Source organism: Pseudomonas sp. CCNWLW23 (genome assembly GCF_037095675.1).
Lineage (GTDB): Bacteria > Pseudomonadota > Gammaproteobacteria > Pseudomonadales > Pseudomonadaceae > Aquipseudomonas > Aquipseudomonas atacamensis.
In genome coordinates, this window is the sequence record NZ_JBAWKM010000008.1 from 160,439 (window position 1) to 174,694 (window position 14,256).

Consider the following 14,256-nt stretch of genomic DNA (forward strand, 5'->3'; position numbering starts at 1 on the left):
GGTTATCAGGGTTATTCGAAAGCAATCTGGCGGTCGATGGCATTTCTGCCTGCGCGGTCGCGTCCTAAGTGGTGAGCCGGTCGGATCGCAACTAGATTTCACATCGAGCCAGTCCGGCAAGCATGTCTTAGCGCAACAGGATGGAGTCGGCCATGAAAAGCAGATTGCTACGGGTTTTGATGTTGTTGAAAGTAATGGTGATGCTATCCCTCGGCACCGCAACGGCGTGGGCCGAGTGCGAGGATCACGAATCTCAAGCGTTCAATGGGCAGGTCGGGCATAGCGGCCTGATGCTCGCCAAGTCCGAGTCGGAACCGGGGGATATGAATCAGGGTGGCAGCGCCGATGACGACGACTCGACCACGGACGATCCGGATACCGATGACCCGGATGACGAAGGCGATAGCCAGACGTAGATCGCCGGGCAAAGAAAAACCCCTTCGGCCTCGACTGATGCGCAATCGAGGTGGAAGGGGTTTTGTTATCGCATGAATTCCTGAATCAACACGAACTCCCTGTGGGAGCGAGCCTGCTCGCGAAAGCGTCATTTCAGTCGACAATGTTGGTGACTGTTACACCGCATTCGCGAGCAGGCTCGCTCCCACATGAGATATTTCGTGGGCCTACGCCGCGCCGTCGAGGAATTGCTCGGCGTAGTGGCAAGCCACCTGCCGATTATCCAGTTCACGCAACAGCGGCTCTTCCGTGGTGCAACGCTCGGTGGCGTACGGGCAGCGCTTGTGGAAAGCACAGCCCGGTGGCGGGTTCAGCGGGTTGGGCAGTTCGCCGACGATCTTGATTTTCGGCTTGTTCGGGTCCGGGTGAATGGTCGGGGTCGCCGACAGCAGCGCTTGGGTGTACGGATGCAGCGGGCGCTCGTAGATGTCGTTTTTCGGTCCCAGTTCCACCGGGCGGCCGAGGTACATCACCATCACGTCATCGGCCACGTGCTGCACCACCGCCAGGTTGTGCGAGATGAACACGTAGGCGGTGTTGAACTCCTGCTGCAAATCCATGAACAGGTTCAGCACCTGGGCCTGAATCGACACGTCCAGCGCCGAAGTCGGTTCGTCCGCCACCAGCACTTTCGGTTGCAGCATCATTGCCCGCGCCAGGGCGATACGCTGGCGCTGACCGCCGGAGAACATGTGCGGATAGCGCTGGTAATGCTCAGGGCGCAAGCCGACCTGCTTCATCATCGCCTGGACTTTCTCGCGACGTTCGGTGGCCGACAGCTTGGTGTTGATCAGCAGCGGCTCGGCCAGTTGATCACCGATTTTCTGCCGTGGGTTCAACGACGCGTACGGGCTCTGAAACACCATCTGCACGTCTTTGCGCAGTTGCTTGCGCTCGGCCTTGTCGGCGCCGGCAACTTCCTGACCGGCGATCTGCAGCGAGCCCGACGACGGCTCTTCGATCAGCGTCAGGGCGCGGGCGAGAGTGGATTTGCCACAGCCCGATTCGCCTACCACGGCAAGGGTCTTGCCGGCTTCCAGTTCGAACGACACGCCGTTGAGCGCGCGCACGGTGGCGTGGCCCTTGAACAGGCCACGGGAGACTTCGTAGTGACGGGTCAGGTCGCGGGCGGTAAGTACGACGGCCATTACGCCACCTCCTGGTTCAGCGGGTAGAAGCAGCGGGCGAGGCTGTTGGCTTTCGGATCAAGGCCCGGACGCTGGGTGCGGCAGTTGTCCTGCACGTACGGGCAGCGCGGCGACAGCAGGCAACCCTGCGGACGGTCATAACGGCCCGGGACGATGCCCGGTAAGGTCGACAGACGCGAGGCGCCGAGGCTGTGCTCGGGAATCGCCTTGAGCAGCGCTTCGCTGTACGGGTGCGCCGGGATGTCGAACAGTTGCGGCACCTGACCGACTTCCACCGCCTGGCCGGCATACATCACGCAGACACGCTGGGCGGTTTCCGCCACGACCGCGAGGTCGTGAGTGATCAACACCAGGCCCATGTTCTGCTCTTTCTGCAACGCCAGCAGCAGATCCATGATCTGCGCCTGAATCGTCACGTCCAGCGCGGTGGTCGGTTCGTCGGCGATCAACAGTTTCGGCTCGCCGGCAATCGCCATGGCGATCGCGACGCGCTGGCTCATACCGCCAGACAGTTGATGCGGATAGGCGTCCATGCGGCTGGCGGCGCCCGGGATCTCGACTTTTTCCAGCAGTTCGATGGCACGCTTGCGCGCTTGTTTGCCGGACATTTTCAGGTGCAGGCGTAGCACTTCCTCGATCTGGAAACCGACGGTGTAGCTCGGGTTCAGCGCGGTCATCGGGTCCTGGAAGACCATCGACAGGTCTTTGCCGACGATCTGCCGACGCTGGCGGTTGCTGAGTTTGAGCATGTCCTTGCCGTCGAAGCTGAGCGAGTCGGCGGTGACGATGCCGGGATGCTCGATCAGGCCCATCAGCGCCATCATGGTCACGGATTTACCCGAACCCGACTCGCCAACGATGGCCAGCACTTCGCCTTTGTCGACTTTCAGGTCGAGGCCGTCGACCACCGGTGTCGCGGTCTTGTCGCCGAAGCGGACGTTGAGATTCTTGATTTCTAGCAGTGACATTTGAATCTCCTCAGGCGGCGTTCTTGAGTTTCGGGTCCAGCGCATCGCGCAGGCCGTCGCCCATCAAGTTGATTGCCAGCACGCTGAGCAAAATGGTCAGACCAGGCAGACTTACCACCCACCAGGCGCGTTCGATGTAGTCGCGGGCCGAGGCCAGCATGGTGCCCCACTCAGGGGTTGGCGGTTGTACGCCGAGGCCGAGGAAGCCCAGTGCAGCGGCATCGAGAATCGCCGAGGAGAAGCTCAGGGTCGCCTGCACGATCAGCGGCGCCATGCAGTTGGGCAGCACGGTGATGAACATCAGACGCGGCAGACCGGCACCGGCCAGACGCGCGGCGGTGACGTAGTCGCGGTTCAGTTCGCCCATCACGGCAGCACGGGTCAGACGCACGTAGGACGGCAGCGAAACCACGGCAATCGCGATCACGGTGTTGATCAGGCCAGGGCCGAGGATGGCGACGATCGCCACGGCCAGCAGCAGCGACGGCAGGGCGAGCATGATGTCCATCAGACGCATGATGGTCGGGCCGACCACTTTCGGGAAGAAACCGGCGAACAGACCCAGCAGGATCCCCGGAATCAGCGACATCACCACCGACGACAAGCCGATCAGCAACGACAGGCGCGAACCCTGTATCAGACGCGACAGCAGGTCACGGCCGAGTTCATCGGTGCCGAGCAGGAATTGCATCTGCCCGCCTTCGAGCCACGCCGGCGGCGTCAGCAGGAAGTCACGGTATTGCTCGCTCGGATTATGCGGCGCGACCCACGGCGCGAAGATCGCGCAGAAGATGATCAGCAGCATGAACAGCAGGCCGGCAACGGCGCCCTTGTTCTTCGAGAACGCTTGCCAGAATTCTTTGTACGGCGACGGGTACAGCAGGCTTTGATCCACGGCGGACGTGGCGGTGGCTACTGAGGATGTTGGAGTGCTCATGGGTATTGACCTCAGCGCTGATGACGGATGCGTGGGTTGGCAAAGCCGTAGAGGATGTCCACCACGAAGTTGACCAGAATCACCAGGCAGGCGATTAACAGGATGCCGTTTTGCACCACCGGATAGTCCCGGGCGCCGATGGCTTCGATCAGCCATTTACCGATGCCGGGCCAGGAGAAGATGGTTTCGGTCAGGACCGCACCGGCCAGCAGCGTGCCGACCTGCAGGCCGACTACGGTCAGCACCGGAATCAGTGCGTTGCGCAGACCATGCACGAACACCACGCGCGACGGCGACAGGCCTTTGGCCTTGGCGGTGCGGATGTAGTCTTCGCGCAGCACTTCGAGCATCGACGAACGGGTCATCCGCGCAATCACCGCCAGCGGAATGGTACCGAGCACGATCGCCGGCAGGATCAGGTGATGCAGGGCGTCGAAGAACGCGCCGACGTCATCGGCCAGCAGCGTGTCGATCAGCATGAAGCCGGTCTTCGGCTCGATGTCATACAACAGGTCGATGCGCCCGGAAACCGGAGTCCAGCCCAGGCTCACCGAGAAGAACATGATCAGGATCAGGCCCCACCAGAAGATCGGCATCGAATAGCCCGCGAGGGAGATGCCCATCACCCCGTGGTCGAACAGCGATCCTCGTTTGAGTGCCGCGATCACCCCGGCCAGAAGCCCGAGGATGCCAGCGAACAGCAGGGCGGCCATGGACAGTTCCAGGGTCGCCGGGAAAAGAGAGGTGAACTCGGTCCACACGCTTTCACGGGTACGCAACGACTCACCGAGATCGCCCTGGGCCAGTTTGCCGATGTAGTCCAGGTACTGGGCATACAGCGGCTTGTTCAGCCCCAGGCGTTCCATTGCCTGAGCGTGCATTTCGGGGTCGACCCGACGTTCGCCCATCATCACTTCCACGGGGTCGCCCGGAATCATGCGAATCAACGCGAAAGTCAGCAAGGTGATGCCGAAAAACGTGGGGATCAACAACCCCAGTCGGCGGGCAATAAAACTAAACATCTTGTGTGGTACCTCATCAGCCGGTTAGGCGTGCCCGGTGTTCCATAGGTCAGGAGCACCGGGCGTTTCTTATCTACTTCACCTGGGTGGTGGCGAAGTTATTAGTGGTGAGAGGGCTGATGTGGTAGCCCTCTACATTGTTGCGCATTGCAGTGAACATCCGAGTATGGGCCATGCTGATCCATGGCTGGTCCTGATTAAACAGCACTTGGGCCTGTTCGTAGAGCGCGGCGCGTTCGGCCGGATCTACTTTAGCCCGCGCTTCATCCAGCAGTGCCTGGAATTTCTCGTTGCACCAGCGTGCGTAGTTTTCGCCGTTCTTGGCGGCCTCGCAACTGAGCATAGGCGTCAGGAAGTTATCCGGGTCGCCGTTGTCGCCCGCCCATCCGGCCGAGACCATGTCGTGCTCGCCGGCCTTGGCGCGCTTGAGCATTTCGCCCCATTCCATCACGCGAATGTCGATCTTGATCCCGACTTTCGCCAGGTCAGCCTGCATCATCTGCGCACCGAGCATCGGGTTGGGGTTGGTCGGACCGCCGCCGTTACGGGTGAACAGGGTGAACGTGGTGCCTTCCGGAACCCCGGCTTCCTTGAGCAGGGCGCGTGCCTTGTCGAGGTCCCGTGGCGGGTTTTTCAGGTCGTGGTTGTAGCCGAGCAGGGTCGGCGGGTACGGGTTGACCGCCACCGACGCGTTGCCCTTGCCGAACAGCGCGTTGACGTAGGCTTCCTTGTCGAACGCGATGTCGATGGCTTTGCGCACGCGTACGTCGCTCATGTACTTGTGCTGGGTGTTCATGGCGATGTACGAAACGGTCATCGCGTCCAGCTCGTCGACTTTCAGGTTGCTGTCTTTCTTGATGCTCGGGATATCATCCGGTTTCGGATACAGCGCGACCTGGCACTCGTTGGCCTTGAGCTTTTGCAGGCGCACGTTGTTGTCGGTGGCGATCGCCAGGATCAACGCGTCGGCCGGCGGCTTGCCACGGAAGTAATCCGGGTTGGCCTTGAAGCGCACCTGCGCATCCTTGGCGTAGCGCTGGAAAATGAACGGGCCGGTGCCGATCGGCTTGTTGTTCAGATCGCCGGTCTTGTTGGCCTTGAGCAACTGGTCGGCGTATTCGGCCGGGTAGATCGACGAGAACGCCATGGCGATGTCGGCCAGGAACGGCGCTTCGCGGCGGGTCAGGGTGAACTTGACCGTGTTGTCGTCGACTTTTTCTACGCTTTTGAGCAGTTCCTTGAAGCCCATGCTTTCAAAGTACGGGAAGCCCACGCTCGACAGTTTGTGCCACGGGTGATTCGGGTCCAGCTGACGCTGGAAGCTCCAGACCACGTCGTCGGCGTTCATGTCGCGGGTCGGCTTGAAATATTCGGTGGTGTGAAACTTGACGCCTTTGCGCAGGTGGAACGTGTAGGTCAGGCCGTCTTCGCTGATGACCCAGGACTCGGCGAGCGCCGGGATCACTTCGGTGGTGCCGGGCTTGAAATCGGCCAGGCGATTGAAGATGGTTTCGGCCACAGCGTCCGCCGTGACTGCAGTTGTGTACTGGACCATATCGAAGCCTTCCGGGCTGGCTTCGGTGCAGACCACCAAGGGTTTGGCCGAGGCGCCGACAGCGACACTCAGCAACGCAGCCGCGATGGCCGCACGTAGGGGAAGCATTTTCATCGATAACCCTCTGCAATCGGTTGAAGACAGAAAACCGAACGGCCGACTCATCATGAGTCAGCCGTTGGTTGGCGTTTTTACAGAATGTTGAACGGGATGGTGGTTACGAGACGGAACTCGTTGATGTTGCCGTCAGCCTGGTGCTCGCTGGCGCGGTGAGTGGTGTAGGTCGCGCGAATTGCAGTGGCTTTGAGCGGGCCGCTTTGCACTGCGTAGGACGCACCGACACCGTATTCGTAGTGGGATTCTCCATCCATCAGGCTCAGGTCGCCGCGCTTGTCATCCGGAATGGTGTAAGCGGTGCCACGGTAGTGAGTACCGTCGATGCCCCAGCCGCGTGCCTGGTAGATGTTGAACTTCAGGCCCGGCACGCCGTATTCGGCCATGTTGATGCCGTAGGCAATTTGGAACGACTTCTCGTTCGGACCGTTGAAGTCCGACAGCAGGGAGTTGGCCAGGTAGATGCCGTTGGTTTCGTGCAGGTAGTCGAAGTACTCGTTACCGTTCACTTGTTGATACGAGAAGGTCAGGCTGTGGGCCTGGTGGGCCAGACCCAGCGACAGCGAATAGGTGTCGTTGTCGATGTTGCCCATCAGCTTTTTGCCTTCGTCGACGGTCTTGTAGTAGTTCAGGCCGGTGGTCAGGCTCAGCACTTGGCTGTCGCCCAGTTCGTGGGTTGCGCCGAAGTAGTACTGGTTCCAGAAGTCTTCCACGTTGGAACCGTAAAAGCTGGTTTTCAGGCTCTTGAACGGTTGGTAGTTGACGCCGGCAACGTAAACCTTGTCGGTCTCCACGCCAGTGGCTGAATACTCGGTGCGAAATTTCGACAGGCTCTGCTCGGTACGAGGGGAAACGCGGTCGAAGCCACCCGCGTCGAACGACAGGTTGTTGAATTCTTCGCTGTGCAGGGTAATACCTTCAAAGCTCGAAGGCAGCGGACGGTTACCGATGACATCGACAATCGGCGTGCTGAAGTTCTGGCGACCTGCGGTCAATGTGGTGTTGGATACACGAAGCTTGACATTGGCCAGACCCAGCTTGCTCCATTGGTCGACAGCGTCGCCGTCGGAATCCGCCAGGGTCCGGTTGGAGCCGCCAGCAATGTCCTTGCGATCACGATCCAGCACAATGGCGTTATAAGCGGCGACTTCGGTGCTCACGCCCACGGTGCCTTGGGTGAAGCCCGAGGTGTAGTTGACGATGGTGCCTTGCACCCAGTTGATCCGGCGTGGCGTCGGAGTGCGAACGGTAGGCGTGGTGTTCTTGTCGCTGTTTTTCACGTAGCTGAAACGGTCGTCGCGACGACGCAATTCGTTGGCATACCAGTTACGGGTTGTACCGCCCAGGCTTTGTCCATCTATAAAGCCTTTGGCCTCGCTTTGGGCGCTGCTGCCGGCCAATGTGGTAGGGACGAACTCCTGACTTGCAGGTTCGGCGTACGCGGTAGCAGTGATGCTGCTGATGGCCAGGGCCAGTATCGCGGTGCTGCTCAGTTTCATGGGTGAAGCTCCTTTACTTTCTTTTTATCCCGGCTTTTTTTGGTATGCCGGTTATTGGTTTAGAACTCGTTCACACATCGCAAACGTTTGCAAAAAGCCGGATGGGCGAATTTCGGCAAAGCGCTTGCGTGAGGGGAGTAGACGGCTCCCCTCAGCATTGCGGCTAATCGGTTGGTTTAATCGATACTGACACCCGAGAACACGTTGCGGCCGAACGGGCTGACTTTGAACCCTTCGACCCGGGTGCTTAACGGCTGGTTGACCGTCGAGTGGGCGACAGGCGTGATCGGCACTTGCTGTTTAAGCAATTGCTGGGCCTGTTTATAAAGCACGGTGCGCTGGTCGCGGTCGGTGACGACCTTGGCCTGTTTGATCAGCTTGTCGTAAGCCGGGTCGCACCACATGGAGTAGTTGTTGCCGCCGATGGCATCGCAGCTGTACAGCGTGCCCAGCCAGTTGTCCGGGTCCCCGTTGTCACCGGTCCAGCCGATCAGGCTGACGTCGTGCTCGCCGTTTTTGGTGCGCTTGATGTACTCGCCCCATTCGTAGCTGACGATCTTCACTTTCAGACCGATTTTCGCCCAGTCGGACTGGAGCATTTCGGCCATCAGCTTGGCGTTCGGGTTGTAGGGGCGCTGCACTGGCATCGCCCACAGGGTGATCTCGGTGCCTTCTTTCACGCCGGCGGCCTTGAGCAGTTCCTTGGCTTTTTCCGGGTTGTAGGCGGCGTCCTTGATGGTGTCGTCGTAGGACCACTGGGTCGGTGGCATGGCGTTGACGGCCAGTTGGCCGGCGCCTTGATAAACAGCGTTGAGAATTCCCTGTTTATTCACCGCCATGTCCAGCGCCTGACGCACTTCCAGTTGATCGAATGGCTTGTGGCGCACGTTGTAGGCGATGTAGCCGAGGTTGAAGCCCGGCTTGGAAATCAGTTGCAGTTTCGGGTCGGCCTTCAGCGCTTCAACATCGGCAGGGCGCGGGTGCAGGGTGATCTGGCACTCGTTGGCCTTGAGCTTCTGCACACGTACCGACGCGTCGGTGTTGATCGCAAAAATCAGGTTCTTCAGCTTGACCCGGCTCGGATCCCAGTACTGCGGGTTACCGGTGTAACGGATGTTCGAGTCTTTCTGGTAGCTCTTGAACACGAACGGCCCGGTGCCGATCGGCTTCTGGTTGATGTCGCTCGGCTTGCCGTCGGCCAGCAGCTTGTCGGCGTATTCGGCAGACAGAATCGAAGCGAAGCTCATGGCGATGTTCTGGATGAACGCGGCGTCGACGCTGTTGAGCGTGAACTCCACGGTCAGCGGCCCGGTCTTCTCGACCTTGGCGATGTTCTTGTTCAGGCTCATCCCGTTGAAGTACGGAAACTCGGTGGGATAAGCCTTGCGGAACGGCTGTTGCGCATCGAGCATGCGAGTGAACGTGAACACGACATCGTCAGCGTTGAAATCGCGGCTCGGCTTGAAGTAAGGGGTTGTATGAAATTTCACGCCTTCACGCAGGTGAAAGGTGTATTTCAGGCCATCTTCGGAAATGTCCCACTTGGTCGCCAGGCCCGGTACGACATTGGTCGCGCCTTTTTCAAACTCGACGAGGCGGTTGTACAGCGGCTCGGCGGCGTCGTTGTCGGTGGCCGTCGTGTACTGCGCGGTATCGAAACCCGCCGGGCTGCCTTCCGAGCAAAACACCAGGCTGTCGCTGGCGGCGTAGCTTGCAGACGTGGCGGCCAACAGGCCGGCGCCCAACAGTGCGGAAAAAATCAAGGTATGGCGCATGACGCTCCCTCTTTTTAGTGTTGTGCAATGCGTCAGGGTCCCTGTCCCGGGACTTTCTGGTCGCATTGAGCTCAATCCAATACGTATGGCAAAACCGGTGGCCCACGCAGACACTGGTCAGTACGCGACGGTAGGCACCGTGCCTCTGGCAGTAAATACGTAATTGCCTTAATGCTCGTAGGAAAAGTCGACGCGCCTATACCGAAGCAATCATCTGCGGCGGATTTGGGTGTAGGCCTTTTCCTTTTTTCCCGGTAGATAAAGCAACGGCGACGTCAGAAACGCCGCCGTTGCAATGTCTTACTTGCTGACGCTGACGCCGTAGAAGGAATTCAGGCCAAATGGGCTGATCTTGAAATCCTGCACGTTGGCGCGCATGGGTTGATACACCGTCGAGTGAGCGATAGGTGTCATTGGAACTGCATCTTTGAGGACGTGTTGCGCCTGTTTGTACAGCTCGGTGCGCTTGCCCTGGTCGGTAGTGCGTTTGGCTTCTTTCACCAGGCCGTCGAACTTCTTGTCGCACCACTTGGAGAAGTTGTTGCCGCTCAGCGAGTCGCAGCCGAACAGAACGTTGAGCCAGTTGTCCGGATCACCATTGTCACCGCTCCAGCCAATGATCATGGCCTGGTTCTCGCCACCTTTGGAACGCTTGATGTACTCGCCCCACTCGTAGCTGGTGATCTTCACTTTCAAGCCGATCTTGGCCCAGTCGGACTGGAGCATTTCAGCCATCAGTTTGGCGTTCGGGTTGTACGGACGCTGCACCGGCATCGCCCACAGGACGATCTCGGTACCTTCCTTGACGCCGGCTTCCTTGAGCAGCTGTTTGGCTTTCTCAGGATCGTACTTGGCATCCTTGATGGTGGTGTCGTAGGACCACTGGGTAGGCGGCATGGCGTTGACGGCCAGTTGGCCGGCGCCTTGGTAAACCGAATCGATGATCTGCGGCTTGTTCACGGCCATGTCCAGCGCCTGGCGCACGCGCAGGTCAGCCAGTGGGTTGGCCTCGTTGCTGCCCTTGACTTTATCCATCACGTTGTAAGCGATGTAGCCCAGGTTGAAGCCGGCCTGATCCGGCATCTTCAGCGACTTGTCTTCTTTCAGCGCTTTCAGATCGGCCGGACGCGGGAACAGGGTGACCTGGCACTCGTTCTTTTTCAGCTTCTGGATACGCACCGATGGGTCGGTAGTGATGGCGAAGATCAGGTTGTCGATCTTCACGTCTTCAGGTTTCCAGTAGTCCTTGTTGCCGGTGTAACGGATGTTCGAGTCTTTCTGGTAGCTCTTGAACACGAACGGGCCGGTGCCGATCGGCTTCTGGTTGATGTCGGCGGCTTTGCCATCCTTGAGCAGTTGGGCCGCGTATTCGGCGGACTGCACGGACGCGAAGCTCATGGCCATGTTCTGGATGAACGCGGCGTCGACTTCTTTCAGGGTGAACTTGACGGTGTGGTCGTCGACTTTATCGATCTTGGTGATGTTGGTGTCCATCCCCATGTCGGTGAAGTACGGGAATTCGGTCGGGTACGCCTTACGGAACGGGTCGTCCTTGTTGATCATGCGGTTGAACGTAAACAGCACGTCGTCGGCGTTGAATTCACGAGTCGGCTTGAAATACGGGGTGGTGTGGAACTTGACGCCTTCACGCAGGTGGAAGGTGTAAGTCAGGCCATCATCGGAAATGTCCCACTTGGTCGCCAGACCAGGAATCACGGCGGTGCCGCCGCGCTCGAACTGGGTCAGGCGGTTGAACATGGTTTCGGCTGAGGCGTCGAAGTCGGTTCCGGTGGTGTACTGGCCTGGATCAAAACCGGCCGGGCTCCCTTCGGAGCAGAACACCAGGTTAGTCGCAGCGGTGGCGAAAGGTGCGGAGGCTAACAAGCCTGCGCCGACTAGAAACGGAATGACCGCGTGTTTAAGCATGTTGGCCTCATGATTTGTTGTCATTTTTTAGTTGTGAGGTACGACCTCGTGAGTCGTGCCTGCGGATACTTATGCAGGCCCCATACCCAATGCAAGATCCAGAGCGGTCGGCGGCGTTAAACGGTGGCACGAACGTACCTTAATGTCGCATCCGTATAACTTTTGACGCATTTGACCGTTTGCGGGTGGTTTTTGCGGTGCATTCGCGGCACTGAAATGGTGCGCCGGTCTTGTTCTGTGCGCTTGGGTGGGGCTTGGTGTTACTTATTTATACCCTTGGGGATGGGCGGGGTTGAGGGGTTGTTGGGGTGGCTCAGGGTGGGGTGGATTGGGGCAGGGATTGGGGAGTTTTACTTGGTGCAACTGGGTGTTTCGATTGGTGGCACCTTGGCGGCCTTTGGGCCGACCAGGCTCGTGGTGTTTTGGGTGTATATCCGTTTCTGCGAGTGTTGCGGATTGCGGTTCCGCCCTTACGGCGGGTCACCTTTTTCAAACGCCAAAAAGGTAACCGAAAAGGCTTGCTCCTACGTTCGGCCCTCGCAGGCTCGGGTTCCTTCGCTCCGGGACTGATCCGGGCGCAGCGGCTACGGTTTGCTTCGCTGCACCTCCTTCCGCTGTGTTCGACTTCGTCGAACGGTCGCTGCGCTCCCACGCCCGGATCAATCCCTCCACTCAGCCTTCCGACGTCGCCGGTGGAACAAGATCAACAGCAGGCGAGCTGACACTCGGCCTATTGAGTGGTGAAGAGCGGGTGTTCGGCGTTATTTTTGTTGTGGATTTGCCCCTCACCCCAGCCCTCTCCCCGAGGAGAGGGGGCTGATTTGTGTGCTTTTCAAATCCTGAGTTCGACTCGGAGTTTCACGTTGGCGTATCTCCCCCAAACACCTCGGTCAGTCCCCTCTCCCTCTGGGAGAGGGTTAGGGTGAGGGTTTGCTTTTTGGCTGTTTAAATCCGCTGCGGAACAGCCAGAACCTTCCCACAAGGTTTTCAGGTTGTCCGTCGGACGTGCGCTCTCTAGGCTTGGGTCGTCGCTGGTTGTTCAGCGATCGGGTGTGAGAACCCGACATTCATAGTCATTCAGTGCCCAGATCCGCATAATTGCCGCCAGCAAGTTTGCTGCCTGCAAGTGCGTTATGGCGGCTCTGTGCGGGCGGGCTTATGTCCGGCCGGGTGCCTATGACCGGTTTTCTCACCCCGCACAAAGCTGCCACCTCTTCGCCGTGTGAGAAACGGCATCGAGATGGCTCAACCTCATAGGTGAAGCGCATGAGCAAACCAGTCCCCGACCCACCCGAAGAAACCTCAACCCCCCTCGAAGCCGCGCTGCGCGCCGACGATCTCGCGAAGAACCGCGAAGCCATCAAGCGTGCCCTCGATTTCTATCTCTGCCCGCCACCCGGCAAACCCCATCCGCCCGGCACGATGTTTCTGGTCCAGCCCGACATCGACACCGAAAGCCTGCTGGCTCACGCCTGTGAGTCCCTTGCTTCAGCCAATACGCTGGCCAGCGATTTCGCCGATCAGCTCGGTCGTCCGCAGCGCAATACGGCGCTGGCGATTCAGCAGATCATCATGCTGGCGGAGCTGGCGGTGAATCGGGCGCTGGATCGGGTTGATCCGCAGGCTTGAGTCCGCGTCATCGTTCTTCGCGAGCAGGCTCGCTCCCACATTCAAATGCGTTCAACCTGTGGGAGCGAGCCTGCTCGCGAAAGCGGTGGATCATTCACTACAAAACCCAGGCACAAAAAAACCGGCAACCATTTACTGATTGCCGGTCCTTCATTCAGCCAAGCTTAAATCACTGCATCAACACTTCAATCGAGCCATCGGCGGTCATGCTGACCTGGCTGGTGCCGGCTTCGACCTCAGGCGTCACCGGCGCGGAATCCATGGCTGCGGCTTTCATCATCATCGGCGCGCGCAGGTACGGTTGTGGGTAACCGTTGCTGTTGAGGTTCAGGTTGACGATTTTATAACCCTTGCCGCCCAGGGCGTCGGTGGCCAGTTGGGCGCGGGTCTTGAAGGCAGTGACGGCTTCTTTGAGCAACTGGTCTTCGCTGGCCTTGCGGGTCGGGTCGGCGATGGCGAAGTCCATGCCGCCCATTTTCAGGTCGGTCAGCAGCTCGCCGGTGAGTTTGGACAGGGCGGCGAAGTCGGTGCTTTCCAGGCGCAGTTCGGCGCGTTCGCGCCAGCCGGTGATTTTCTGGCCTTTGGTGTCGTAGATCGGATAGCTGTTGCGGCTGCCCGTGCGCAAGGTGATGTCTTTGACTTGTTTGGCCTGGGCGGTGGCCTTGTTCATGGTGGTGCTGATGGCGGCGGCGAGTTTGGCCGGGTCGGTGTTCTGCTCTTCGGTATAGAGCGTCACGATCATCTGGTCGCGGGCCACTTCCTGGCTGACTTCGGCGCGCAGGGAAATCTGGTTGTAGTGCAGCTCATCGGCGGCCAGCGCCGGGAGGCTGGCGACGCTGCCGACGGTCAGGGCGAGGAGGGCGGCGCTGCGGCGAAATGTGTGCATGAAGGCTCCTTGAATGAGGCGCAGGTGATGGGTCGCGGCCTGCGTGAACCATCAGACTCTAACTTCTATGATCCGGTTCGCCCAGTTACAACTTCTATACAGATACCTGCGCGCAGTGGGGAGTGCTTCTGTGGCGAGGGGATTTATCCCCGTTCGGCTGCGCAGCAGTCGCAAATCCGGCTGATGCGGTATGTCTGGTTAAATGAGGTCGCATGATTTGGGGGCGGCTCCGCCACCCAGCGGGGATAAATCCCCTCGCCACAATTGATGTCCAATAGCCCTCGGAATCTTCTTCAACTCAGATGAATTCTCCATCGTCGCCATGTGGTCGTTTGCCGCAC

The 14,256-nt window shown here is 59.3% G+C and carries 11 protein-coding genes; 2 read left to right on the plus strand and 9 right to left on the minus strand.

Features of this window, described 5'->3' with window-relative positions:
* The first annotated feature begins 152 nt into the window (after positions 1 to 152).
* A complete protein-coding gene (locus tag V8J63_RS12955; protein WP_071174375.1) occupies positions 153 to 416 on the plus strand; it encodes a hypothetical protein in 264 nt (87 codons plus the stop codon).
* Positions 417 to 623: 207 nt separating this feature from the next.
* Here the strand turns inward: V8J63_RS12955 and V8J63_RS12965 are convergent, their stop codons facing one another.
* From V8J63_RS12965 to V8J63_RS13000, 8 genes are all read right to left on the minus strand, one after another.
* Positions 624 to 1,604 (minus strand): peptide ABC transporter ATP-binding protein, encoded by a 981-nt coding sequence (locus tag V8J63_RS12965; protein WP_016771723.1) that lies wholly within the window; start codon positions 1,602 to 1,604, stop codon positions 624 to 626.
* Positions 1,604 to 2,572 (minus strand): ABC transporter ATP-binding protein, encoded by a 969-nt coding sequence (locus tag V8J63_RS12970; protein ID WP_016771722.1) that lies wholly within the window; start codon positions 2,570 to 2,572, stop codon positions 1,604 to 1,606. Before V8J63_RS12970 ends, V8J63_RS12965 begins: the two co-directional genes overlap by 1 nt.
* A 10-nt stretch (positions 2,573 to 2,582) precedes the next feature.
* Positions 2,583 to 3,509 carry an ABC transporter permease subunit gene (locus V8J63_RS12975; protein WP_016771721.1) on the minus strand — a complete coding sequence of 309 codons (927 nt, stop codon included), beginning with the start codon at positions 3,507 to 3,509 and terminating at the stop codon, positions 2,583 to 2,585.
* Between the two features lie 11 nt (positions 3,510 to 3,520).
* Entirely contained in the window at positions 3,521 to 4,531 is a 1,011-nt protein-coding gene (locus V8J63_RS12980) for an ABC transporter permease subunit (RefSeq protein ID WP_016771720.1), read from the minus strand.
* 73 nt (positions 4,532 to 4,604) lie between these two features.
* On the minus strand, positions 4,605 to 6,200 hold the full coding sequence (locus V8J63_RS12985) for an ABC transporter substrate-binding protein (RefSeq protein ID WP_336464170.1): 1,596 nt from the start codon (positions 6,198 to 6,200) through the stop codon (positions 4,605 to 4,607).
* A 77-nt stretch (positions 6,201 to 6,277) separates the two neighbouring features.
* A complete protein-coding gene (locus tag V8J63_RS12990) occupies positions 6,278 to 7,699 on the minus strand; it encodes an OprD family porin (protein ID WP_016771718.1) in 1,422 nt (473 codons plus the stop codon).
* A gap of 176 nt (positions 7,700 to 7,875) precedes the next feature.
* The gene (locus V8J63_RS12995) at positions 7,876 to 9,474 is read right to left on the minus strand and encodes an ABC transporter substrate-binding protein (protein WP_024011591.1); all 1,599 of its coding nucleotides are present in this window, start codon (positions 9,472 to 9,474) and stop codon (positions 7,876 to 7,878) included.
* A gap of 300 nt (positions 9,475 to 9,774) precedes the next feature.
* Entirely contained in the window at positions 9,775 to 11,400 is a 1,626-nt protein-coding gene (locus V8J63_RS13000) for an ABC transporter substrate-binding protein (protein ID WP_016771716.1), read from the minus strand.
* Between the two features lie 1,266 nt (positions 11,401 to 12,666).
* On the opposite strand from V8J63_RS13000, the gene V8J63_RS13005 reads away from it, so the two are divergent.
* On the plus strand, positions 12,667 to 13,029 hold the full coding sequence (locus V8J63_RS13005) for a DUF6124 family protein (RefSeq protein WP_130886930.1): 363 nt from the start codon (positions 12,667 to 12,669) through the stop codon (positions 13,027 to 13,029).
* A 169-nt stretch (positions 13,030 to 13,198) separates the two neighbouring features.
* Here the strand turns inward: V8J63_RS13005 and V8J63_RS13010 are convergent, their stop codons facing one another.
* The gene (locus V8J63_RS13010; protein ID WP_016771714.1) at positions 13,199 to 13,915 is read right to left on the minus strand and encodes an SIMPL domain-containing protein; all 717 of its coding nucleotides are present in this window, start codon (positions 13,913 to 13,915) and stop codon (positions 13,199 to 13,201) included.
* Between the last annotated feature and the right edge of the window lie 341 nt (positions 13,916 to 14,256).